Source organism: Telmatobacter sp. DSM 110680 (assembly GCF_039994875.1).
GTDB lineage: Bacteria > Acidobacteriota > Terriglobia > Terriglobales > Acidobacteriaceae > Telmatobacter.
In genome coordinates this window covers 4,437,225-4,459,551 of the sequence record NZ_CP121196.1, presented here as the reverse complement: position 1 = coordinate 4,459,551, position 22,327 = coordinate 4,437,225, and the positions used below count along the sequence as shown (strand labels likewise).

General features: G+C 57.3%; 22 protein-coding genes. 8 read left to right on the top strand and 14 right to left on the bottom strand.

From position 1 onward, the window contains the following. Positions 1–41: 41 nt before the first annotated feature. The 3 genes from P8935_RS18375 to P8935_RS18365 form a co-directional block, all read right to left on the bottom strand. Positions 42–440: an STAS domain-containing protein gene (locus tag P8935_RS18375; protein WP_348261757.1), complete on the bottom strand. Its 399-nt coding sequence runs from the start codon at positions 438–440 to the stop codon at positions 42–44. Between the two features lie 57 nt (positions 441–497). After that, on the bottom strand, positions 498–905 hold the full coding sequence (locus P8935_RS18370) for an STAS domain-containing protein (RefSeq protein WP_348261756.1): 408 nt from the start codon (positions 903–905) through the stop codon (positions 498–500). Positions 906–974: 69 nt separating this feature from the next. Continuing rightward, complete coding sequence (locus tag P8935_RS18365) at positions 975–2,390, bottom strand: amino acid permease (RefSeq protein WP_348261755.1); 1,416 nt, start codon at positions 2,388–2,390, stop codon at positions 975–977. Positions 2,391–2,623: 233 nt separating this feature from the next. Here P8935_RS18365 and P8935_RS18360 point away from each other — a divergent pair, with 233 nt between their 5' ends. Next, positions 2,624–3,034 (top strand): zinc ribbon domain-containing protein, encoded by a 411-nt coding sequence (locus P8935_RS18360; protein WP_348261754.1) that lies wholly within the window; start codon positions 2,624–2,626, stop codon positions 3,032–3,034. Between the two features lie 47 nt (positions 3,035–3,081). On the opposite strand, the gene P8935_RS18355 is transcribed toward P8935_RS18360, so the two are convergent. After that, complete coding sequence (locus P8935_RS18355) at positions 3,082–3,633, bottom strand: BON domain-containing protein (protein WP_348261753.1); 552 nt, start codon at positions 3,631–3,633, stop codon at positions 3,082–3,084. Positions 3,634–3,695: 62 nt separating this feature from the next. Next, complete coding sequence (uvrC, locus tag P8935_RS18350; protein WP_348261752.1) at positions 3,696–5,627, bottom strand: excinuclease ABC subunit UvrC; 1,932 nt, start codon at positions 5,625–5,627, stop codon at positions 3,696–3,698. Between the two features lie 295 nt (positions 5,628–5,922). On the opposite strand from uvrC, the gene P8935_RS18345 reads away from it, so the two are divergent. Further along, a complete protein-coding gene (locus P8935_RS18345) occupies positions 5,923–6,660 on the top strand; it encodes an OmpA family protein (protein ID WP_348261751.1) in 738 nt (245 codons plus the stop codon). 202 nt (positions 6,661–6,862) lie between these two features. Here P8935_RS18345 and pyrE read toward each other — a convergent pair whose 3' ends face one another. From pyrE to uvrA, 3 genes are all read right to left on the bottom strand, one after another. Then, entirely contained in the window at positions 6,863–7,468 is a 606-nt protein-coding gene (gene pyrE / locus P8935_RS18340) for an orotate phosphoribosyltransferase (protein ID WP_348261750.1), read from the bottom strand. Positions 7,469–7,637: 169 nt separating this feature from the next. After that, positions 7,638–8,702 carry a CPBP family intramembrane glutamic endopeptidase gene (locus P8935_RS18335; RefSeq protein WP_348261749.1) on the bottom strand — a complete coding sequence of 355 codons (1,065 nt, stop codon included), beginning with the start codon at positions 8,700–8,702 and terminating at the stop codon, positions 7,638–7,640. Further along, on the bottom strand, positions 8,699–11,752 hold the full coding sequence (gene uvrA / locus P8935_RS18330) for an excinuclease ABC subunit UvrA (RefSeq protein ID WP_348261748.1): 3,054 nt from the start codon (positions 11,750–11,752) through the stop codon (positions 8,699–8,701). Before uvrA ends, P8935_RS18335 begins: the two co-directional genes overlap by 4 nt. Positions 11,753–12,032: 280 nt before the next feature. On the opposite strand from uvrA, the gene P8935_RS18325 reads away from it, so the two are divergent. Next, positions 12,033–12,197: a hypothetical protein gene (locus P8935_RS18325; RefSeq protein ID WP_348261747.1), complete on the top strand. Its 165-nt coding sequence runs from the start codon at positions 12,033–12,035 to the stop codon at positions 12,195–12,197. A 107-nt stretch (positions 12,198–12,304) separates the two neighbouring features. Here the strand turns inward: P8935_RS18325 and P8935_RS18320 are convergent, their stop codons facing one another. Then, complete coding sequence (locus P8935_RS18320; protein ID WP_348261746.1) at positions 12,305–13,039, bottom strand: hypothetical protein; 735 nt, start codon at positions 13,037–13,039, stop codon at positions 12,305–12,307. A gap of 306 nt (positions 13,040–13,345) precedes the next feature. On the opposite strand from P8935_RS18320, the gene P8935_RS18315 reads away from it, so the two are divergent. The 3 genes from P8935_RS18315 to P8935_RS18305 all read left to right on the top strand — a co-directional run bounded on the left by P8935_RS18315 (position 13,346) and on the right by P8935_RS18305 (position 16,008). Then, on the top strand, positions 13,346–14,335 hold the full coding sequence (locus tag P8935_RS18315; RefSeq protein ID WP_348261745.1) for a hypothetical protein: 990 nt from the start codon (positions 13,346–13,348) through the stop codon (positions 14,333–14,335). 56 nt (positions 14,336–14,391) lie between these two features. After that, a complete protein-coding gene (locus P8935_RS18310; RefSeq protein WP_348261744.1) occupies positions 14,392–15,432 on the top strand; it encodes a GntG family PLP-dependent aldolase in 1,041 nt (346 codons plus the stop codon). A 285-nt stretch (positions 15,433–15,717) separates the two neighbouring features. Further along, complete coding sequence (locus tag P8935_RS18305; protein ID WP_348261743.1) at positions 15,718–16,008, top strand: hypothetical protein; 291 nt, start codon at positions 15,718–15,720, stop codon at positions 16,006–16,008. Between the two features lie 50 nt (positions 16,009–16,058). Here P8935_RS18305 and P8935_RS18300 read toward each other — a convergent pair whose 3' ends face one another. The 5 genes from P8935_RS18300 to P8935_RS18280 all read right to left on the bottom strand — a co-directional run bounded on the left by P8935_RS18300 (position 16,059) and on the right by P8935_RS18280 (position 20,655). Continuing rightward, the gene (locus P8935_RS18300; protein ID WP_348261742.1) at positions 16,059–17,684 is read right to left on the bottom strand and encodes a GGDEF domain-containing protein; all 1,626 of its coding nucleotides are present in this window, start codon (positions 17,682–17,684) and stop codon (positions 16,059–16,061) included. A 212-nt stretch (positions 17,685–17,896) separates the two neighbouring features. After that, positions 17,897–18,595: an ATP-binding protein gene (locus P8935_RS18295; RefSeq protein WP_348261741.1), complete on the bottom strand. Its 699-nt coding sequence runs from the start codon at positions 18,593–18,595 to the stop codon at positions 17,897–17,899. A gap of 29 nt (positions 18,596–18,624) precedes the next feature. After that, positions 18,625–19,086 (bottom strand): GNAT family N-acetyltransferase, encoded by a 462-nt coding sequence (locus P8935_RS18290; RefSeq protein WP_348261740.1) that lies wholly within the window; start codon positions 19,084–19,086, stop codon positions 18,625–18,627. Positions 19,087–19,259: 173 nt separating this feature from the next. Further along, a complete protein-coding gene (locus tag P8935_RS18285; protein WP_348261739.1) occupies positions 19,260–20,090 on the bottom strand; it encodes an Mrp/NBP35 family ATP-binding protein in 831 nt (276 codons plus the stop codon). Between the two features lie 37 nt (positions 20,091–20,127). After that, positions 20,128–20,655, bottom strand: a complete 528-nt coding sequence (locus P8935_RS18280) for an acyl-CoA thioesterase (RefSeq protein ID WP_348261738.1) — start codon at positions 20,653–20,655, stop codon at positions 20,128–20,130. A 157-nt stretch (positions 20,656–20,812) separates the two neighbouring features. On the opposite strand from P8935_RS18280, the gene P8935_RS18275 reads away from it, so the two are divergent. Together P8935_RS18275 and P8935_RS18270 are read left to right on the top strand one after the other, a co-directional pair. Continuing rightward, positions 20,813–21,133 (top strand): hypothetical protein, encoded by a 321-nt coding sequence (locus P8935_RS18275; RefSeq protein WP_348261737.1) that lies wholly within the window; start codon positions 20,813–20,815, stop codon positions 21,131–21,133. A 103-nt stretch (positions 21,134–21,236) separates the two neighbouring features. Continuing rightward, positions 21,237–22,241, top strand: coding sequence for a glycosyltransferase family 2 protein (locus P8935_RS18270; RefSeq protein WP_348261736.1), 1,005 nt, complete (start codon positions 21,237–21,239; stop codon positions 22,239–22,241). Positions 22,242–22,327 lie beyond the last annotated feature (86 nt).

The following is a 22,327-nucleotide window of genomic DNA, read 5'->3' as shown; positions in this document are numbered from 1 at the left end:
CTGAGCTGGGGTTTGAATCGCATTGTCGCGACGGCGCGACATTAACTGAGCGCTTCCTCAACTGTGGCTGCGGTGGGAATCAGAGAATCGACTTTTGTAAATTTGAACAGCTGAAGAACGTTGGGGCTCGGTGAAGTTACAACGACGCGGATTCCCTTGTTGCGGCAGTTGATGAAATGGCTGACTAGAGTTCCCAGGGCGGACGAGTCCATTTGCGGCACCGCAGCGAGATCAAAGATGTGGAGTGTCGGTGTTTCGTCGCCGGCTGGCGCTTTGAACTCGAAGATGTTTCCGAGTGCGATCTGCTTCATGGAGCCGTACATGTCGCGTGCGTTGAATTGGCCGGTGATGCGGTAGATCAATGTGCGCGGGGCGCGGCCTTCGATTCGTTCAATGCTGAAGGTGGCGTTTTTCCAGAGCTCGGTTTGCGTGATCGACATCTCAATCTGATTGTAACGGGCGGCCCAAAGCCGACGAACAGAGCTCCAGTTATCTTCTCAGGTTCGAGGCGCGGCGATGGCTTCCTCGATCGATGCAGCCATGGGTATCAGGGCATCCACCTTTGTGAATTTGAACAGCTGCAGAACGTTGGGGCGTACACCGACCGCGATAACTCGAACACCTCGGGCGCGGGACCGAATGAAGTGGCTGATAACAAGTCCGAGGCCTGATGAGTCGAGGGTAGGAACGTCAGTGATGTCGAAGATGTTGAGCGCTGGACGTTCCTTGCCGGGAGGTGGTTCAAATTCAAAGATGTTGACCACAGCGAGCGGCTTCAGTACGGAGTACATGTCGTTGGCCGCGAAGCCGCCGGAGAATTTGAAGATGAGTATGCCTCTCTCTTCATCTTCAATGCGTTCGATCGTAAATTTTGGACTTTGCCACAGTTGGGTTCGGGTGGGCAATGCCGTTCTCCCTTTAAGTGCATGACCGGTCATCCGGTTACTTGTTCAGAATACTGCAATGTACCGGCACTATTCGGCGGTGTGGATTTGATTGGTTGGCGTGGAGGGACCGTATATCTTGCGGACTAACCAGAGAACAGGGAGGCCGAGGAGTATGAGAGCGGTCCCTAACAGCGAGCCTTTTAGGTTGCCGGCGTAGCTGTAGATGAGAACGGCGGTAGCTGAGAGGACGAAGATGGCGGGAAGAATGGGGTACCCCCAGACGCGGTAGGGGCGGACGAGATCGGGAAGCCGGCGGCGATACACGAAAACGGTGGTCGCAGTGAGCATGTAGAAGAGCCATTCGGCGAACACGGCTAGTTCGAAGTGCTGCTGAAATTGCGAGAGAAAAAGCAGGAGCACGGTGGAGAGCAGTCCCTGGATGATGAGAGAAGTGGAAGGGGACTGAAAGCGCGAGTTGATGTGCGCGAACTGGCGGAAGAAGAGCCGGTCGCGGGCGGCGGCGAAGGGGATGCGTGCGCCCGACATGATGGTTCCGTTGAGGGTGACAAAGATCGAGAGCGCCATGGCCGCTGCAACGAATCCTGCACCGCGAGGGCCGGCAACGATGGAGAGTGCGGCTACAGCTGGTCGTTCACTTGCGGCGATCTGCGCAGCCGGCAGGATGTACTGAATCGCGGCATTGGTGGCCATGAAAAGGATGCCGACGATAAAGAGCCCACCGATGAGAGCGACGGGAAGGCTCCGCTCGGGGCGCCGAACCTCGCCAGCAACCATGGTCAGGTCGTTCCATCCGTCGTAGGCCCAGAGGGTGGCGATTAGGGCGAGCATGAATCCGCTGAAGCCCCCGGTGGCGGTGGGCAGGGAGGTGGAGAAGTTATGCAACGATCCCGAGGCGGATGCGAAGCAGAGGGCCGCAACGACAAGGATTAGGCCGCCTTTGAGAATCGTGAAGACGAGTTGGAAGTCGCCGGCTTTTTTGATGCCGAGATAGTTGAGACCTGTCATGAACCAAGTGACAGCGATGGCAAAGACTTGGGACCACAGAAGCGGCAGTCCGGCAACGGGTATGGCGAGAACGTGAAAGGCAGGAAAGAATTCGAGGGTGCGTGCCAGTCCGATGGTTACGGCGGCGATGGAGGCGGGCTTGGCTACGGCGAACCACGTCCACATATAGAGGAAGGCGGGAATATCCCCATAGGCGCCACGGAGATAAACGTACTCGCCGCCCGCGTAGGGAAGCATAGCGCCGAGTTCGGCATAGGTCATGGCGCCGAACAAGGACAGGAGGCCGCCGACGATCCACGCGAGATAGACCAGCGCGGAGGAGCCGGTGTCGCGCATCATTTCGCTGGGGACGAGGAAGATGCCGCTACCGATGATGGTGCCGACGACAATAGCCGTGGCCTGGGATGCGCCGAGAACGCGAGGGAGATCGGCGGAGGCTTGAGCTTGGTTGGGAAGGGCGGACGCTTGTTGGCTCATGCGGTGATGTGAGGGTAGCACGCCGCCTGCGATCGAGCTGACTGCCACCTGCGGTGGGGCCAGCTGCCTTCGGCTCCGCTATCCAGAATGCTTGAAAGGCCTTCGCGAAGCGTGATGCGGGTCACGGGCAATGATGTTGCGACGGGGGTAACGTTTTGGGCTGCGGGCGACCGCGGGTGGATCGCAATTTCGCTGCGTGTCGGCTGCGTGAACCGTGAGGGAGCGGTTGGCCTATGAACACAAATTGTTCAAAGTGCGGATCCCATCTCGCAGCGTCGTGGACATTTTGTCCTGAGTGCGGCACATCGATTGCGCATGAGGTACATCAGCGCGACCATCAGCATCATCCCGCGCGCGGCGCATTCGGCGGTTTGTATTTCGGGCTGGTTGCAGCGCCAATCCTGATCTTTCCGGGCGTCTTGCTCTGCCTTCTGGGGTGGGGAATCTTTCTGGGGGTGCCGATGATTGTGCTTGGCGTCATCGCGCCGTTATTAGGTCCAGTAATGGGGATGACAGAGCGTAAGGGAAAATGCCCAGCGTGCGGCACGCGGATGATCAGCGTGGACGATGGGAAGGTGCACGAGTGCCCGGTGTGCTGCGAGAAGTTTGCGATTGGCGATCACGGAATTGTGGGAGCGCGGTAGCGAAATCGATTCTGTCTACGCAATCCACCTGAGATCTCCTCCGCCTCTCAAGAGGTGGTGGACGACGGTTTGCCTGTCGTGATCTGAATCTCATTCACAACATGTTGAACCCGGGGCACTTGTTTCGCAAGATTCTCGGCTTCCTGTCGATCCTGGTAAGACTTCACTGAACCTTTCAAAGTAAGGGTACCGTTGAAGGCCGAATATTGGATGTTTTGCAGCGATTGATGCGCGGCGAGAGTGGCTTTATAGCGATCCTCGATTGCGGAGTCAAGGATCGCATTTTGCTGAGCTGATTTCATCTCATTCTGAAGGCCTGCATTTTCCACCTGAATGTGATTGACGATGGAGTAACCGGGTGCAGCCTGCTGCGCAATTTGTTCTGCTTTTTGCACGCGATCTGGACTGCCCACAATGCCGCTGAGAGTGATGGTGCCGGCCTGCCGATCCTGAGAGACAGTGATGCTGCGCAGATAATTCTGATCGAGTGCGCTGTACACGGCCATCTTGTCGTCGGGATGATCATTGTGACCGCAACCTGGGCACGCAAGAGCAGTAACAAGTAGGGTGGAGGAAAGCAGAAGACTCGAGCGGATCATAGCCGTTCACCTCGATCAACACCGAGTGGGATGCGATGTCGAATAGGACGGTTGTTCGTTGTTCAGGGGTGTGGCTGCGTCGTCTGCGGGGATTCGTGGAAGTGGCGCCAGATGGATTCTGCGGTCTTTCGGGAAACTACTGCGGCGAGGGAGTCGGCGGTGGCCTGTTGCACGTCGCGCAAGCTGCCGAAGTGGGTGAGCAGGCGCTGTCGGGTCTGCTGGCCGACGCCGGGGATATTCAGCAACTCTGAATCGCGGTCGCGCATGGCACGGCGCTGGCGATGATAGCCGACGGCGAAGCGATGGCTCTCATCGCGGATCATCTGCACAAGGTGCAACACCGGCGAATGACGATCGAGGACGATTGGCTCGTCTTCGTTTCCGTAGAGATAAATTACTTCTTCCTTCTTTGCGATGGATGCGAGTGGCTGCGACGTGAACCCGAGAGATTCGAGAGCGTCTGCCGCCGCGTGAAGCTGGCCGAGGCCGCCATCGATGAGGATGAGCGAGGGCATCGGCTTGTCTTCTTCCTTGAGACGGCGGTAGCGGCGGGTGACGACTTCGCGCATCGATGCGAAATCGTCGACGCCAAGCACGGTCATCACTTTGAACTTGCGGTATTGCGACTTGTTCATCTTGCCGTCTTCCCACACGACCAGGGACGCGACGGTTTCAGCTCCCTGGATGTGGGAGATGTCGAAGCACTCGATGCGAGTTGGGAGTTCGGGCAGCATAAGGGAGTCGGCGAGAGATTCCTGGATGGCTTTCCGCGAGGGTTCGAGAACACGGAAGCGCTGGATGTAGGACTGTTTTGCATTTTGCCCGGCAAGGTCGACAAGGGAACGCTTCTCGCCGCGCTGCGGGACGGCGACTTCGATGCGGTGGCCGGTGCGTTCGGTGAGGAGCGTGGCGAGGGCTTCGCGATCGTCGAAATCTACAGGGACAAGGATGGAGCGGGGAACGTAGTGCTGATCGATATAGAGCTGCTTGAGGAGGGCGGAGAAGAGCTGTCCGGCATTGAACGGGACATTGCCAGTTGAGGACTCCCGGGTTTGCGACCCCGGACCTGGGGCACCCACCGCATCGTTCGCGCCTGCTTCGACTTCGGCGGCGGGTGCTTCGAGAAGGTCGGGAAGTTCTTCCCAGAAGAATTCGCGGCGGTCTACGATTTTGCCGTTGCGGATGTGGAAGAGGTTGACTGCGAGGCTTCCATCTTCGAAGTGATAGCCGAAGACGTCGGAGTCGTCGCTTTGTTCGGCGGTGGCGATGCGCTGCTTTTCCTGCAACTGGTGAACTGTAGAAAGTTGGTCACGCAGACGCGCGGCGGCTTCGAATTGCTCGGCTTCGGCGGCGGCGTTCATGCGTGCAGTGAGGGAACGTTCTAACTCAGATTGGCGGCCTTCTAGAAAAAGCTGTGCGTCCCGAACGGCTTGCTTATATAGCTCGGGAGAAGTGAGGTCTTCGACGCAGGGGCCGAGGCAGCGGTGAATGTAGTACTGCAGGCATGCGCGCGCGTGGTAGCGCGAAAGATCGACTTTGCAACTGGGGAGAAGGAAGCTGCGATGGATCAATTCCACGACGCGGTAAGCAAGGTTTCCTGGGAAATAGGGACCGTAGTAGGCTGAGCCGTCCTTGCGAAGGCGCCGGGTGACAAACACCTTGGGGTAGCGGTCGGCGAGCGTGAGTTTGACGTACGGATAGGTCTTGTCGTCGCGGAGCAGGATATTGAAGCGCGGCTTGCGCTGCTTGATGAGGTTGTTTTCAAGTGCCAGGGCCTCATGCTCGTTGGCCACAAGGATGTAATCAATGTCGACGGCCTCGCGCATGAGGGAGCCGGTCTTGGCATTGGCCTGAGAAGCCTCCAGGAGATAGGAACGGACGCGTGAACGCAGGTTCTTGGCCTTACCGACATAGATAACCTCCCCATCGGCGTTTTTGTAGAGATACACGCCCGGTTGGGTAGGGAGGAGCCGTATTTTCTCGATGAGGTCCATGTATGTGGCAGGTCTGTCGAGCAGGCCCAATCTATAGGATAGCGGTTATGCGAAGACGAACTATGACTGCGCTGAAATGGCAAAGCTTACAGCACTCGGTAAAAAATACATAGACCGCCGAATTAGGAGATTAGAGGTGGGGCATATTTAAGACCTTTATTTAGAATAACTTTCGATTTTATTTGGGTTTGGCGGCTGGAATGCAATAGTAAGGGCGACACGAAATGTCACCGCCCGCCTGATGGTGGTCCTGGAATGGGTCAGGCAAATCGAGGCGGTAAAGAATGGGGAGACAATGAAAAATTCAAATGGATTGTTGATTGCAGCTGCCGTAGGAATTCTGGGCGTAACCGGTTGCGCAACCAAAAATTATGTGAAAACCCAGACCGCGCCAATCATTGATCACACCAACACGCTGGAACAGAAAACCGCCGACAACAACCGCGCACTTCATGACGTGGATGATCGCGCAACCTCAGGCATCAAGCAGGCGCAGAGTGCCGCTGATACCGCGGCTCAGAACGCGCAGAACGCCACCAAGGCTGCAGGCGATGCGGATGTCGCAGCGAACGATGCGGTTCATCGCGCAGATTCCCTCGATTCAGTTGTAAAAGGCTTGGATAACTACAAGTCGATGGCGAATGTCACTGTGACGTTCGGGTTCGACAAAGCTATGTTGACGAAGGACGACAAGGAGCAGCTCGATACTTTTGCTGCGCAACTCGGCTCCGCCAAGAGCTACATCCTTGAAGTGACCGGCGGAACAGACTCGACCGGTTCGGCTGCTTACAACTATGACCTCAGCCAGCGCCGCGCTGATGCGGTGGTGCAGTACTTGGCGTCGAAGTACGGAGTAGCGGCACACCGCTTCTACCTGATCGGCATCGGCAAGGATAAGGAAGTTGCACCCAACACGACGGCGGACGGACGCAAACAGAATCGCCGCGTGGAAGTGCAGCTGCTGAGCAACATGAGCAACGGACAGGCACCGGCTACATCGCAGACCGCGCCGCCGCCTCCCAGCAGCAACTAAAGTTCGAAGAAGATTTTTAGATTAGGAAGATTAAAGGCGAAAGCCGAAGAGAACGCGTAAAGGCGAAAGCCGTAAAAGAAATTAAAGCGCGAGCCAATATTTCTAGATTAGTTTCTAAATTAAATTAGGCCGGAAGATTTGCAGGCCATCCAGGGTAAACGCCCGGGTGGCCTGATTTCTTTTGGGGTCGTTTTGTACAGTGTTAGCCGGCGATTTGTAATTGCCGCACGTGCTCAGCGCGAACCTGGACAGCAGTGAAGAGGCTGAGGAACGGCGCGTCTTTCGCCGCAGCTTCAACGGCGGGCCGTCCGTCGGCTTCCTGGCGTTCGACAATGCACACGACAGCCGCGACGGTCATTCCGGCGTCGCGCGCGGCTTCAATGGCATTGATGGTGGAGGCGCCGGTGGTGCAGACGTCGTCCACGATGATGACGCTGGCTCCTGCGCGACAGAAGCCTTCGATGCGGCGTCCGGTGCCGTGAGCTTTTTCTGCCTTACGCACGAGGAAGCCTTGTATGAGTGGCGAGCCGGCATGATGTTGCGCGCGCCAGGCGCTGGCAGTAGCCACGTTGGAGACGATGGGGTCGGCTCCCATGGTCAGTCCGCCTACGGCTTCAGCCTGAATTCGGTTTTCATTCAACAGATCTAGGATTGCTTCGCCAGTGAGGCGGCCGCCTTCCGCATGAAGCGTCGTGGTGCGGCAGTCGATGTAGTAGTCGCTGGTGCAGCCGGAGGAAAGCTTGAACTGACCGAGTTTGAAACTGGTGCGGGCGAGAAGCGAGAGAAGTTGTTCGGCGTGAGTGGGCATCAAGGGAATTGTAGCGAGTTATAGCTTCCAGCTACTAGCCACAAGCTGCTAGCTACTTCTCTTGCTTGAAAAGCAATTTCGGCCCCCGTCGACGTCGTTTGAACGGCGCTTCTGGGCAAAGTTGAATGTGCAAGCTCGAGGCTAGGAGCTAACCGCTAGCAGCTGCTTCTCACATCTTGTCGAGGTGTTTGAAGCCGCCGGTGCCCAGAAGCATAAACGAAAAGAGCATGAAGTTGTAGGTGGCGTGGACTACGGTGCTGGCGGCGAGGGAACGTGTGTTCAAGCGGACCCAGCAGAGCATCAGGCTAACAAAGATGAGAAGCAGGAACGGTCCGAGGGACCAGCTGGTTTGGGCACCGTGCATCAGCGCGAAAGGAACGCTGGTGACAAGGGAGGCGACGATCATTGCGGGGAGGGACCACTGCGGATTATCGAATTCGTCGAGCGGGCGGCGGGGTACGCCGGTTAATTGCTTCACCGTCCAGTCGTATGCGGTGGAGAGTGATGGAAGAAGAAATCCGCGGAAGGCCATTTCTTCAAAAAATGGAGCGACGGTGACACCAAACAAAAAGAGAACCCAGGCTGCGCCGGGAGCGTGGAAGAGCTGATCGATAGGCGCGTTGGTGGGACCGGGCATGAGCATGCCGTTGACGATAGCCACGAAGAAGCAAAGCACGGCAACACTGACGAGTCGTCCCATGCGCTGCCGCGCGGTGTCGGCGTGCCAGTGAATTCCTTCGAAGAAGGGTTTGCGCCAGATGAGCGGGAACACGATGAGGCTCCCCGCGAATGTAATGAAGTATTGGATAGCCTGGCTGCCGAGCGCGTAGCGGTAATCGGTGGCGGCCTGCGAGATTGCCGAGATTCCGAAAAGGTGGAAATGCAAGGCGAGCGGTACCAGCATGAAGGTGCCAATCAATCCGAAGACGACGAGGAGGCCGAGCAGAGCAACGTGGCCAACGTGTGGGATACGCTCTTCGCTTGGTGCTGGCGGAGCAGCGTAATGGGCGAAGATGGGTTGGTGCGCAGTCTCATCGGCCGGTGGTAGCGCCGCGCCTATGTCAGCTAACGAGCCAGTCGACTCAGGAGTTATGCCTTCAGGCGTGCCGGTCCATTCTGCGGGTGGCGCGGAGGTGTTAGCGGGCGAAAGGGGATCGCTGGAATCTGAATCTTCCTGTAAGGAGGAGGGTGATTCTTCAGGTGCGCCGGGAAGCGGCTCGGGAAATGTGCTCATGTGCGCACCGGCTTCTTCACCTTGGATTTTTGGGCTGGCTTCGATGGTTTGGTGCGAGCGGGCTTTGCAAGAGCAACAGCAGGTGCTTCGACTCCCTGCGGTCGCTCAGGACGAAGAGCATTTGGTGGCAATGAACCGTTGGCGGATGGCTTATCTGGAGAGACCTCGTCGGCTGGAATCTCAATGAGTTTTCCGTTGTGCGAGGCATAGTAGCGCGCGAGGAACTCACCGGTGTACGAGCCGGGGGTTTTGGCAATTTTGGCGGGACGCCCTTCGCCTACGATGCGGCCTCCGTCTTCGCCGCCTTCGGGGCCCAAGTCGAGGATCCAGTCAGCATTGCGGATGACGTCGAGGTTGTGCTCGATGATGATGATGGAATTCCCCAGGTCGGTAAGACGGTGCAGGACTTCGAGGAGTTTGCGGACGTCGTCGAAGTGCAGGCCGGTAGTTGGCTCGTCGAGAAGATAAAGCGTACGGCCGGTCTGACGTTTCGAGAGTTCACGCGCGAGTTTCATGCGCTGGGCCTCGCCGCCGGAGAGAGTGGTGGCGCTCTGGCCTAGATGAACGTAGCCGAGACCTACATCGACAAGGGTCTGAAGCTTCTGGCGGACCTGCGGAACATCTGCGAGAACGGGCAGAGCGTCTTCGATGGTGAGATCGAGAATGTCGGCTATAGAGTGGCCGTGGAATTTTACCGCGAGAGTTTCCTGGTTGTAGCGGCGCCCGTTGCACACTTCGCATTGTACGTAGACGTCGGGCATGAAGTTCATTTCGATGCGGCGCTGGCCGTCGCCCTGGCAAGCTTCGCAGCGGCCGCCGGCTACGTTGAAGCTGAACCGGCCCGGCTTGTATCCGCGTTCGCGCGCCTCGGGGAGCATCGCAAAAAGATCGCGGATGGGCGAAAAGACTTGCGTGTAGGTCGCGGGGTTGGAACGCGGAGTGCGACCGATCGGGGCCTGATCGATGCGAATGACTTTGTCGATCTGATCAGCGCCTTCGAGCGATTCGTGAACACCGGGCTCTTCGCGTGAGCCGTAGAGAGTCTTAGCGAGGGAGCGGTAAAGGATGTCGTTGATGAGGGTGCTTTTTCCGCTGCCGCTGACACCTGTGACGACAGTCATGACGCCGAGAGGGACGCGGATGGTGAGGTCCTGCAGGTTGTGTTCGCGTGCGCCGTGGACAGTGATCCATTTGCCAGTCAGCGGTCGCGGGTCGGCACGATGAAGAATACCGCTGGCGCCGGAGAGATAGCGCCCGGTGAGCGATTCGGGGCAGGCCATGATGTCGGCAGGTGTGCCTTGCGCGACGACGTGACCGCCGAGACGTCCCGCGCCGGGTCCGAGGTCCAGTACATAGTCGGCGTGCCGGATTGTGTCTTCGTCATGTTCGACAACGAGAACGGTGTTGCCGAGATCGCGCAGGCGGACGAGAGCCTCGATGAGGCGCGTGTTGTCGCGTTGGTGTAGGCCGATGGAGGGTTCGTCTAAAACGTAGAGGACGCCACGGAGGCGCGAGCCGATCTGCGTGGCGAGGCGGATGCGCTGGCCTTCACCGCCAGAAAGTGTCGCGGCATTGCGATTTAGGGAGAGGTAGTTCAGTCCGACTGCGCAGAGAAATTCTAGACGCTCGATGACTTCGCGGCGAATGCGGTCGGCGACGAGAGCTTCGCGCGCCGTGAAGTTGAATTCGTAGGCGGCGGAAAGTGCGCGGTTGAGCGGAAGAGATGTGAAGTCGGCGATGGAGAGGCCATTGATTTTGACCGCCAGAGACTCCGGGCGCAGACGCTTTCCTCGACAGGCGGGGCAGGGCGTGGCGGACATGAAGTTCATCATGTACTCGCGGTAGCCGTCGCTGCGTGCTTCGTCTATAGTGTCGCGCAGATAGCTGAGAATGCCGTGGAAGCCGGTGCGCGGAGCTTCGCCTTTGGGCGGTCCGTAGACAAGGATGTGCTGCTGCTTGGGCGGCAGGTCTTCAAAGGGTTTCTTGAGGTCGATGCTGTAGCGTTCTGCGGCTAAATTGATGAGTCGGAGCAGATACTGCGAGGCGGAGCCGGGACCCAGGCCACCATCGAGCAGCGGCTTGGACCAGTCTGTGATGACTTTTGCCGGGTCGAGATCGTAAAGGGAGCCGAGGCCGTGACACTCCGGGCAGGCACCGAAGGTGGAGTTGAAGCTGAAGCTGCGCGGCTCAAGTTTGGGTACGTCGAGACCGCAGTCTGGGCAGGCCATCGAGGAGGAAAAGACTTGCTCTTCGCCGCTGGCAAATCCGATCAGGACGAGGCCGTTCGCGAGTTGAAGAGCTTTGGTAACGGCGGTTTCAAGTCGCTTTTCGACGGAGGGTTTGCCTGGATGCGGTTCCTGTTTTCCCACCCTTGGCTGCGCCAGGGATAGGGCGCTCTCATTCTCGTATATCGCAGGTTTCAATAGAATGCGGTCGACGATGGCTTCGATGGCGTGGTTTTTGCGCTTGTCGAGTGCGGGAGGCTCGGAAAGGTCAACCATCTCTCCGTCGACGCGAGCGCGAAAGCCTTGCTGGTCAAGCTGATCCAGTAAGTCCTTAAACTCGCCCTTGCGACCTCTGACAACGGGCGCCATCACCGTGACGCGCTCTCCATTGCCAAGCTGCAGGATGCGCTGAACGATCTGCTCCGCGGTCTGGCGAGTAATGGGGCGACCGCAGTTAGGGCAGTGAGGGGTGCCGACCGAGGCATAGAGAAGGCGCAGGTAGTCGTAGATTTCGGTGATGGTGCCGACGGTGGAGCGAGGACTGCGGCTGGTGGTCTTCTGCTCGATGGAGATTGCGGGGGAGAGACCCTCAATAGAGTCAACGTCGGGGCGCTCGATCTGGTCGAGGAATTGCCGCGCGTAAGCGGAGAGAGTTTCGACATAGCGGCGCTGACCTTCCGCATAGATGGTGTCGAACGCGAGCGAGCTTTTGCCGGATCCGGAGAGACCGGTGACTACGGTGAGCGTGTTACGAGGAATTCGCACGTTGATGTCGCGCAGATTATGCTGGCGCGCGCCTCGCACCGAAATGTGAGTGATGGTCATTCGTCAGGTGATCGTGAAGTTGGCGGGTACGGTGAAGACACCCCAACAACATGACACTGTTGTCGGGGATCCCGTGTGAACTTTCGTTACGAAGCCGCTCACGGGATTACGGACGTACTGGGGGTATTCTATTTGCCAATAGAAACAAGGGTCAACGCGACAGAATCTCTGAGACAATCCTTGAGACAAAGCTGTGGCATTCGGCGAGGTTAGCTGGGCCAGACAGCACTAAACCAACGAGGAACTTTTCCCCAGCAATTTTCGACGGGGGTCTGAAGAGATGGCAGACGTTTTCAATCTGGTGATGTTGTTTTGCGCCGCAGTAGGATCGATGGCCTTTGGCGTTCTTACCGCTTATGGTCTTTTTCGGATCGGTTTTGCGCTGATGCGTCCCCGCAGCGCCCGTGTCACCCTCAAAGTGGGTACACAACTCGCACCTGAATAAACTCAAAACATCCGCGTAATGCACTCATTTCAACGCTGAGGTTGGAGGCGCCTCGTCGCGCGCCCCGATTCGATCCTCGAACACAACTTTGCGAAAGGGGACAGCAGCTAATCCTGCGGATTTTGTTGTTGCTGCTGTTGCTGCTGCTGCATCAGGATCTGGCGCTGCTGCATTTCCTCCATTACCTGCTGCGGAGTGCGGATGGGACCGTTCGGACCGAACCCTGGTCGAGTGCCACCTTGCGCTTGAGGAACCTGAACAGGAGGAGGAGGCTGGGGTTGTTCTTCAGGCTGCGGCTGGTCCGGAATATCTTCGTCGGGGTCCTGCTGCTGACGATTGTCGACGCCGGGCGCGTTTGCGGGGCCGCCGCTCCGCCGAGGACTCAATACCATTTCGCGCGGCGCTCCCTGACCTAGATCTCCGGCGAGCAGGACGTTATACCCGGAACCTTGGAGGAGTTGTGCGAGGACGTCACGAGCCTGTCCTGGACCATAGCTTCCATACACACGCTGATCGGCGCCTAAACCTTCAACTTTTGTTCCAGTGTCCGTGGAGACCTCATTCAGGATCTGTTGAAGACTGGAGTTGGATGCATTGATGCGAAGACCAGTCGAATCCCATACCACCGATGCTGGACTGGGTTTGTCGTTGACAGGCCAGTCGGGCATGGGGGGGGGAGGGGGGGTCTGGGCTACCGGAGCGGGGACCTGCGATTTTTTGGCTGCCTGGTGGGCGCGAGCCTTGTGGGGCTTTGAGGCTGTGGCCGCTGGCTGAGATGGCGATTGCGCTGCAATTGAGCCGACGCTGACAAGCAGAGCGACCAGCACAGCGCTAGTGAGCATCCCACATTGCGTTAGGGAATAGGAGATCAGGGAATGGGAGGAGGGGCGCGATTGCGGCGTGGCGAGTATTCGCATGGCAGTCAGTTTCCGGGAATGTGCACGCCCGGCAGGGCCGGAGACGAGCCACCCCACTCAATTAGACTATCAGTGGCCGCAGAACGCTCATAGCGTTTTCGAAGCGAGTTTTTTCGAGTGCAAATGGGCTCATGAAAGCTCTGGAAAAGCTTGTACAGCGGATAACCGTATAGCGATACCGGCAGCTCCCAAGTGACGAAGGCGCTGTGCGGAAGAGAGGATACGCAAGTGATGCGCCTCTGCTCGAGGAAATTGATTGCCGCTTTGTTGATGGCGGCGCCGGCGGCGGGGTTTGCCGCAAGTTGTACAACACAGGCCGAGTTAACACCGCAAGACCGTAGCACCCTGGTGTCGATGGGAGAGCAACTCTCCGACGCGGTGATACGGCAGGACACCAGTGCGCTTCAGACCGTGCTGCTGCCTGCCCTGTCAGGACAGTGGGACGGAATTCGCGGAGCGATTGAGCAGGCAGGTCCCCTTGTGAAAGGTGGCAAAGCGCAGTTGCGCAATGTCTATCTGCTTGACGCCAGTACGCTTTCGGCGCCTTCTGATACCCAGTTCTTCTGTTCCAACGCGAATGGATCTTCTACGGTGACGATCAACATGCATGCGTTGCCGCCGGGGGAATATGCCCTAATTCTTTCTGATGCGGCCGGAGCAGTCCTGGCGGGGCAGATGGGATTCGTGCTGGCGTGGGATTCGGCTGGGGCTTCTGGCTGGAAACTGGGCGGATTCTCTTCAAGGCAAGGGAACTTTGGCGGCCATGACGCAGTCTGGTACTGGACGCGGGCAAGAGAACTGGCGCACAGCAATCTTCCATGGTCCGCGTGGTTTTGCTACGAGGCCGCGCGCTACCTGGAACTTCCCGTGGATTTTCTCTCCTCGCCCAATCTCGACAAGCTGGTCCAGGAACAGTCGCAGATCAAGGGTGGCCCCGGAGAAGATACATTTCCGTATTCGGTGAAGAGCGGCGACCGCACCTGGAAGATCAATGGTGTGCGTCTGGACGCTTCTCTGCATGAACCTGACCTTGGCGTCACCTATGAATCGACGGGATCGACCGATCCCGCGGTGGCACGGACCGAGGCAATTGCGGTTCTGGGCGCGCTGCTGAAAGCCCAACCCGGATTGCGCGAGAACTTTCACGGAATGTGGGCCTATGCTTCGATCAACGGCAAGGTGACGCCGGTGATGGAAATGCCGATGGCGCAGATACCTTAGAAGTAGGGACTAGGGACCGAACTGGTAGTTGACGACTGAAAGCTGAGAACTGACGAATGTCTGAGTTGATTGATCTGCGATCGGATACGGTGACACGGCCCACACCGGAGATGCGGGCAGCGATGGCGGCGGCTGAAGTGGGTGACGACGTGTATGGCGAAGATCCCACCGTCAACCTTCTTGAAAAGCGGGCTGCCGAAGCATTCGGTCGTGAAGCGGCGTTGTTTGTCCCGACCGGCACGATGGGGAATCAGATTGCGATTCGACTGCTGACGCAGCCTGGACAGGAAGTGATTTGCGAATCGCGCTCCCACATTCTGGATTGGGAGATGGCGACCACCGCAGTTTTTTCCGGATGCCTGGTAAGAGCCGTTCCTACGGAGCGGGGCTGGCTTAAGTGGGCGGATATCGAACCGGTGATCTACAAGCGCGGTGCATTTCGCGCAGCCACCGGGCTGATTGAGATCGAAAACACAGCTAATCTGACGGGCGGCAAATGCACGCCGCTGGCAGTGATGGAAGAGATCTGGACACACGCGAAAGAACGCAAATTGCCGGTGCACCTCGATGGCGCGCGCATCTTCAACGCATCGACAGCGCTTGGCGTGGATGTTAAGACACTGACGCGCGGGTTCGATACGATCATGTTCTGCTTGTCGAAGGGCCTGTGTGCGCCAGTGGGATCGATGCTGGTGGGGTCAGCTGAACTGATGGACCAGGCAAGAATCTATCGCAAGGCGCTCGGTGGGGGGATGCGGCAGGTAGGCATCCTGGCTGCGGCTGGTCTTATCGCTTTGGAGCAGATGCCGAAGCGGCTGCATGAGGATCACGCGAATGCCCGGCTTTTAGCGGAAGCCTTATCGCAGTTTGACTGCGTTGATATCGATATCGAATCGGTGGAGACGAACATCGTGATTTTCAAGCTTACGGGAAGCGTGAACGCGGCAGACTTGACGGCGCGGCTTAAGCGCCGTGGCGTATTGATGAGTACCGTCGGGCCGAATGCGATCAGGATGGTGACGCATCATGATGTGAGCCGAGAGGATTGTCTGCGAGCTATTGAAGCTTTGAGTTCCGAGGTTGAAGTTACGGCATAGATTCTCCGATTATTTGTTCGAAAGACAAACGCCCTCACTGGTGACATGGTGAGGGCGTTTCATTTGAATCATTTGTAGCGGATTCAGTCATTACGTGATCGATGCTGAAGGGGCATCATTTGTCGCGACGAAATTTTCGGGTTCAGGTTGTATTGATCAGAAATATTCGGTGTTCACGACGTTACTTTCGGTGCGCAACTATATTGCAAAACCCATGTTGTAATGATCAACGAGCCGGAAGGGCTGTGGAGGTCCGGCAATTCTTACTGCTGAAGGAGTTGACTCGTGAAGAAGATTGCATTGGCAGCTTTGCTTGCCTTCACTTTGCTTCCTGTGGCTTCGATTGCGCAGGTTTACGTAAGGGTAGGGCCACCGGCACCGATCGTTGAACGGCGTCCTCCGCCCCCGGAGCGTGGCTATGTGTGGATTGGCGGCTATCACCGTTGGGATGGCGAGCGCTATGTATGGGTTCCCGGGCGCTGGGATCGTCCGCCTCATCCACACGCGGTGTGGGTTGGGCATCATTGGGTACACCGGCATGGCGGCTGGGTTCTGGTCGAGGGACACTGGCGCTAAGTTGAACCTGATTTGCAACGAAGGGCGAGGCTTCGGCCTCGCCTTTTTCCTTAGCGCGTGGCGTGCTGCAACTTTATACGAAGTGCCGACGCAGTGGAATGATCGGCGGCAAATTCGGGCTCGCAGACAGGCTGAACTTCGACGCGATTACGCCCCATCGACTTGGCACGGTAAAGAGCCTCATCGGCGCTGCAAATTAGCGATTCGAGCGGCAGATCGTGCGCTGATTGCAATGAAGCGATGCCGATACTGAGACTTGTCTTTCTGGTTTCAGCTTCAAACGCGTGCGCACTGAACAGGGCGCGCAGTTCTTCCGCGAGAATCAGTGCCTTTTGGGGAGAGACGTTTAGCAGCAACAACGCAAATTCATCACCACCGAAGCGTGCACAGTGACTTCCGGGCACGCTGGACGCCAGGCTCTCAAGTTTTTTCGCGAGCGCCACGAGCACTTTGTCACCGTGCAGATGACCATGGCGGTCGTTCGCCTGCTTGAAGTAATCGATATCCATCAACAGGAACGAGAGATTCTCACAGCCGTCGGCGGCCTGGAGATGCCGGTAGACCGACGCCAGCGAACGGCGGTTGCCAATTCCGGTAAGAGGATCGCGAGTCGCAAGTCCTTCAAGTTGCTGGTTGCGGCTTTCCAGAAAAGCTTTCTCATGGACTGCCTGAGCTTGTAACAACACAGTGCGCGCCATGTAGCCGACGAGGGATAACGAAATTGTTGCGGTGGCCAGCGGCACAGAGATGCGAAGCACAATGACGCCCAGTATGAGGTTAACGACGGTGAGGAATGATGGCATCAGACTGCGCACCAGCACACTGGGTGATCTTAAAGACGCGATCTGCGACGCCTCTTTCTCTGCGGTGTGCCTGGTGTAGAGAAGGTAAAGCGCGAAGCCCACGAGAAGAGCCTCGCCGGGCACGTCCCCAAAGCTGCAGTGCTCGTAGCGAAGCCAGACGTAAGAAACTTGGTTTGCGAGAAAGAACGAGATGAGACGAAGTGCAAGGAAACAAGAGAGCGTTCGGAGGAACATGAGCTCGGCGCGTGATGCCGCTCCCAGGCAAGCGACAATTGCGACCACGAACAGAAAGAGGGCCATTAGCTGGCCGATCAGGAGGTGGTTTGCACTGAAGTGATCGCGCGTGACAGGCGAGTAGACAAGATTGAAGCGCAGTACGCTGAACATCAACGCCTGCAGAATATCCAATATTACGATTGATCGAGTGACACCCGAAAAGAAAAGTACCGCTGCCAACATGTAAAGAGCTTCACTGGAGTTGAAGCATGCAGTTTGAAACTGCCTTGCAGGTGTCGTGTTCAGAAAGCCCTGAGTGCAAGATGGAAGATAGCCGATTGCCGCCGACAGCGCCGCAGCGGAGATGAAAGACCAGCGGATGTACAGGGTGCCTTCAGACGAGCGAGCGCGTGTCCAGAAAGCCGACGCGCAGCCCAGCATAATAAGAGAGAGACAGAGATAGCCGAATCCCGCTGCAGGCACGGTGTTTGAGCCTGCGACGACTGCATGCGTGACGCACACAAGCGCTGCCGCGATGGTTGCGAGAGTCAGGAAAAGGGTCCGCGGTACCCGTAACGTCCTTACCCGCGGGACAGCCGCAAATGCAGGCAGAATTGCTGCGGGTTCGGCGACGCGCGATCCGAAAGAATCTCTCATAAGTCGACTCGATAGCTACGAACTGCTGCGGCAGACTAATACAGGGGATGAGGTCTGTTTTGACAAACTGTATCTCAGTCGAGGCGCAGGACAATTAGCACAAAAGGAGTAGGTTGGGGGCACAAAGGAGCCTTTTCAGCCGATGGGTGTTACGCCGGAGATTGGGGTTGGATCAGAGTAAAAGGCACCAAACCCGGATATCGATCAGGTACTTAGGATGCCGTTGCACCCTGAGGGTCGGTGATTAGAGAGTCGACCGGCACGAAGTCGGCGTAGATAAACCCGTCGCGATTGACGATTTCGCCTGCTTCGAGCGCGATAGGGCTGGAGAATATTGGACCATCGTAGACGCAGGAGTGAAACTCGCCGCGTTCGCCGCAAGGGTCGACTGTCGGTGGAAGATCGCTTAGCAGGTGAGCGTCAAAATCACGCCCCGCAAACTCAGGGTTGAGCCGAGTGGAGTCGACACAAACCAGCTTGGCGCGCAATCCGCCCGCAATCATTGCGGGGGCCAGTTCGGGAGTGGGAATGTCCCAGAGGGGAAAGAGCGGAACAATGCCGGTGGATCGAAGCTGGTTCTCGCGGTAGGTTCGCACGTCGCGCAGAAACAGATCGCCGAATGCGATGGCATCGATGCGTTCTGCGACGGCGCGGGTTAAGGCTGCGGCCATGCGCTGCTCGTATTCTTTATTTGAGCAAGGCCAGGGTAAGGGGATGCTCCAGAGTGGAAGATTTGCGGCTGCGGCCTGCGCTTCAAGGGTGGCGCGGCGGGTGCCATGCATGGCTACGCGATCAAATTCCGCATTGACGGTGGTGAGCAGACCCGCAATTTCAACGTCGGGCCGCTGCTTTAGCAAGTGAAGAGCCCATGCGCAATCCTTGCCGCTGCTCCAGGAAACGAGAACTCGCATCACTGACTCCTACGAAGTCACTGTTGATTTCAGAGAGCCTTGCGATAGACGACGAAGCCTGACTTCTCTGCTACTTTGTCGTACAGCTTCATGGCAATGGTGTTGGTTTCGTGAGTCAGCCAGTAGACACGGGCGCACCCCGCATCCGCCGCGATGCGATAGACCTCCTGAATCAGCGCGCGGCCAACGCCTTTGCCTCGCGTTGACTCCACTGTGAACAGGTCTTGCAGATAACAGGTGGGCTGAATCGAAATTGTGGTGCGATGGAACAGGTAGTGAACCAGACCGAGAATTTGTCCCGACTGCTCGGCAACTAATGCGTGAACGGGTTCATAGCTATCGAAGAAGCGGGACCATGTGCTGCTGGTAATCGCTTCCGGGAGCGCTGTCGCATCTTTGCGACCATAGAAGGCGTTATAGCCATCCCAGAGCTGCTTCCACTGGTCGAAGTCGGATTGTTGCACAGCACGGACGAGAAGATCGGGCGTCAATTGTTTCTCCGATTCGAGTCTGTATTTGGCTGGAAGTGAAGAAGCAGATTCTTCGTTCACCACCCCGAACCTGCCCCAAAGAGCGAGGCTCTTTGGGGACCCCTGAAACGTTCGGGGTCCCGTTCACTCAGAATGACACCGCTTAGCTCAACCGTGAATTTCGCGGCTGCGAACTAGCTGATTTCGATTACGTCGCTGCTCGCTGCCGCGGCGGCATCGGCGCGCTCGATGAGTTTCTGTGCAATTCCGTAAAACTCGGCGGCTTGGGGGCTTTTGGGACCGGCGAGGGCGACTGGCAGGCCGCGATCTCCACCTTCGCGAATCGCCGGGATGAGCTCGACTGAACCGAGAAACGGAATTTTGAATTGGGCTGCGGTGCGTTCCGCTCCGCCCTTGGAGAAGATGTCGATTTCTTGGTGGCAATGGGGGCAGGTGAAGTGGCTCATGTTCTCGACAATGCCGAGCACTTCGACGTTGACCTGGGCAAACATCTCTAGAGCCTTGCGCGCGTCCTGCAGGCTGACGTCGCTGGGAGTGGAGACTACCACGGCGCCGGTAAGCGGGACGGTTTGCACTAAAGAGATGACGACGTCGCCGGTGCCCGGAGGGAGATCTACGATGAGGTAGTCGAGTTGTCCCCATTCCACCTGCTGCAGGAACTGGCGGATGATCTGGTGCAGCATGGGTCCGCGCATCACCAGGGGTTTGTCGCCGGGCGAGATGTAGCCGATGGAGATGGTCTTGATGCCGTGCGTGTCGTTCGGCTGGATCTGATTATCGGCGCCAACGCGCGGCGATTGCGTGGAACCCATCATTAGCGGGACGTTGGGTCCATAGATGTCGGCATCGATGAGGCCGACACGAAAGCCAAGTTTGGAGAGCGCGATGGCGAGATTGACGGCAACAGTGGTTTTGCCTACCCCGCCCTTGCCGGATCCGATGGCGATGATTTTTGAAACTCCCGGGAGCGGTAGGGGCTGTGGTGCGGCGGCTGAATGAGCCATAGACGGAATTACTCCTCGTGCAGGTTAGTGTTTCGTGTCAGGCTCTGGTGAGACCTGTATCGCGTCGCTCCTGCTTGCGGCGAGCTGCTTCGGATTCGCGATGCTGACGGCGAAGAAGCGCATCGTTGTAGCGGCGCGTTTCGTCGGGAGTTTCAGGCTGCACCTGGGGAAGCTTCTGGCGGCGACCATGCTCGTCAACTGCAACGAATACGAGGTAAGCGCTGGCAACATGCAGGTGGGTTCCGGTCTGCGGATCTTCCACCCAGACCTTGACACCGACCTCAAGCGAGCTATTGAAGGCGCGATTGACGCTGGACTTGAGAATGAGCAGGTCGCCGACGTGTACTGGCTGAATAAAGTCGATGTGATCCATGGCTGCGGTGACGACGTGGGTGCGGGAGTGGCGATAGGCAGCGATGGCTCCGGTGAGGTCGATGAAGTGCATCAGGCGGCCGCCGAGTAGATTGCCGAGGGTGTTGGCATCGTTGGGGAGGATAACCTCCGTCATCTCGGACTGCGAACTGGCGACGGTGCGCACTTGCGGGTTTGCTTGAACCGTGCTCATTGAAATCACTTGCTCCATCTCTTGGTTACGGGGTTCAGAGTGAGGTTCACTCCAGCTACAATAGAAACACGAGTGAACCTTTGTGCCGAAGCACCAGTTCCAGTTTCGGCAATCGACGCCAATTACGCAAATCGCCCTGGTGCAGAAATCCCCCATTATGAGCACAACGGACAAAATTGCTGGACTGAAAGAAATTCTTGCCCTTGATCCGAAGAATGCCTTTGCACGCTACGGCATCGCAATGGAATTGGCCAACCGCGGTGAAGTTGAAACAGCACTGCGGGAATTCGACGTCCTGATTGAGCAGAATCCAGACTATACGGCGGCGTATTTTATGTCGGCGCAGACGCTGGCAAAGGCGGAGCGCAATTCCGAAGCTATTGAGAAGCTGAAGGCCGGAATCGGCTGCGCGGCCAGGACGGGCAACCGCCATGCTCTCAGCGAGATGCAGGGAATGCTCGACGAGCTAGACCGGTAGTCTTTCTCTCCGCAAGGCTAGTGGTGGATTGCGCTTTTCATCGCCTATATTCAGTAACGAATAAGTGCGCCTTTCCAACTTAACTCGCGTCTATACTATAGATATGCCGAAGTATTCGATTGTCGTCCCTTTCCACAATGAAGAAGACAATGTAACTGTCTTGTACGCGCGCCTGAAGCAGGTAATGGAACAGGTGGGCGACAACTTTGAGCTGGTGTTGGTGGACGACGGTTCCAGCGACCGCACATACAAGTTGTTGGAAGAGATAGCCGCGGTGGATAGCCGCGTGCTGGTGGTAAAGCTGCGCCGGAATTTCGGGCAGACGTCGGCGCTGGCAGCAGGATTTGATCATGCTTCAGGTGAATACATCCTGGCGATGGATGGCGATCTGCAGCACGATCCCAACGAGATTCCGAACTTCCTCGAGAAGCTGGAAGAGGGCTACGACGTGGTGTCGGGCTGGCGCAAGGAGCGCATCGACAACTTTGTGATGCGGCGCATTCCTTCGCGCTGTGCGAACTGGTTGATGGCGAAGCTCTCGGGCGTGGATATTCATGATTTCGGAACGACGTTCAAAGCGTACCGGCATGAAGTGATTCAGAATATTCCTCTCTACGGCGAGATGCACCGCTTCATTCCGGCGCTGGCGAGCTGGTATGGCGCTTCGATCTGTGAGATTCCGATTAAGAACGTTCATCGCGAACGTGGCAAGAGCCACTACGGTATTGGTCGCACTTTCCGTGTGTTTTTCGATCTGCTGACGATCCGTTTTCTACTGAAGTACATGAGCCGGCCGTTGCACTTTTTCGGCAGCTTCGGTGCGCTGGGTATTCTCGCGGGTAGCTTTATTTCAGCGCTGCTGCTTGGCATGAAGATTGTGCATCCTCACCAGAACGTGATGGACGTGCACGGTCCACTTTTCGTGATTGCGGGAGTGTTGATTCTGGCGGGCATTCAAATGCTAGCGATCGGACTCCTGGGCGAGTTGCAGGTGCGGCATTTCCACACTTCGCAGCAACGTGCGCCGTATGCGATTGATCGAATTGTGCGGCTGCGTACGCCGGAAGAACCCAGCATCTTGACGGATCGGCGCGACGATAGTTTTTAAAAGCAGGAATTTTTCAAGAGCGCGGAAGAGGGATCGGGGAACAGAGATTAGAAAAACCAAAGCCCCGCACGGAGCGAATCCGAGCG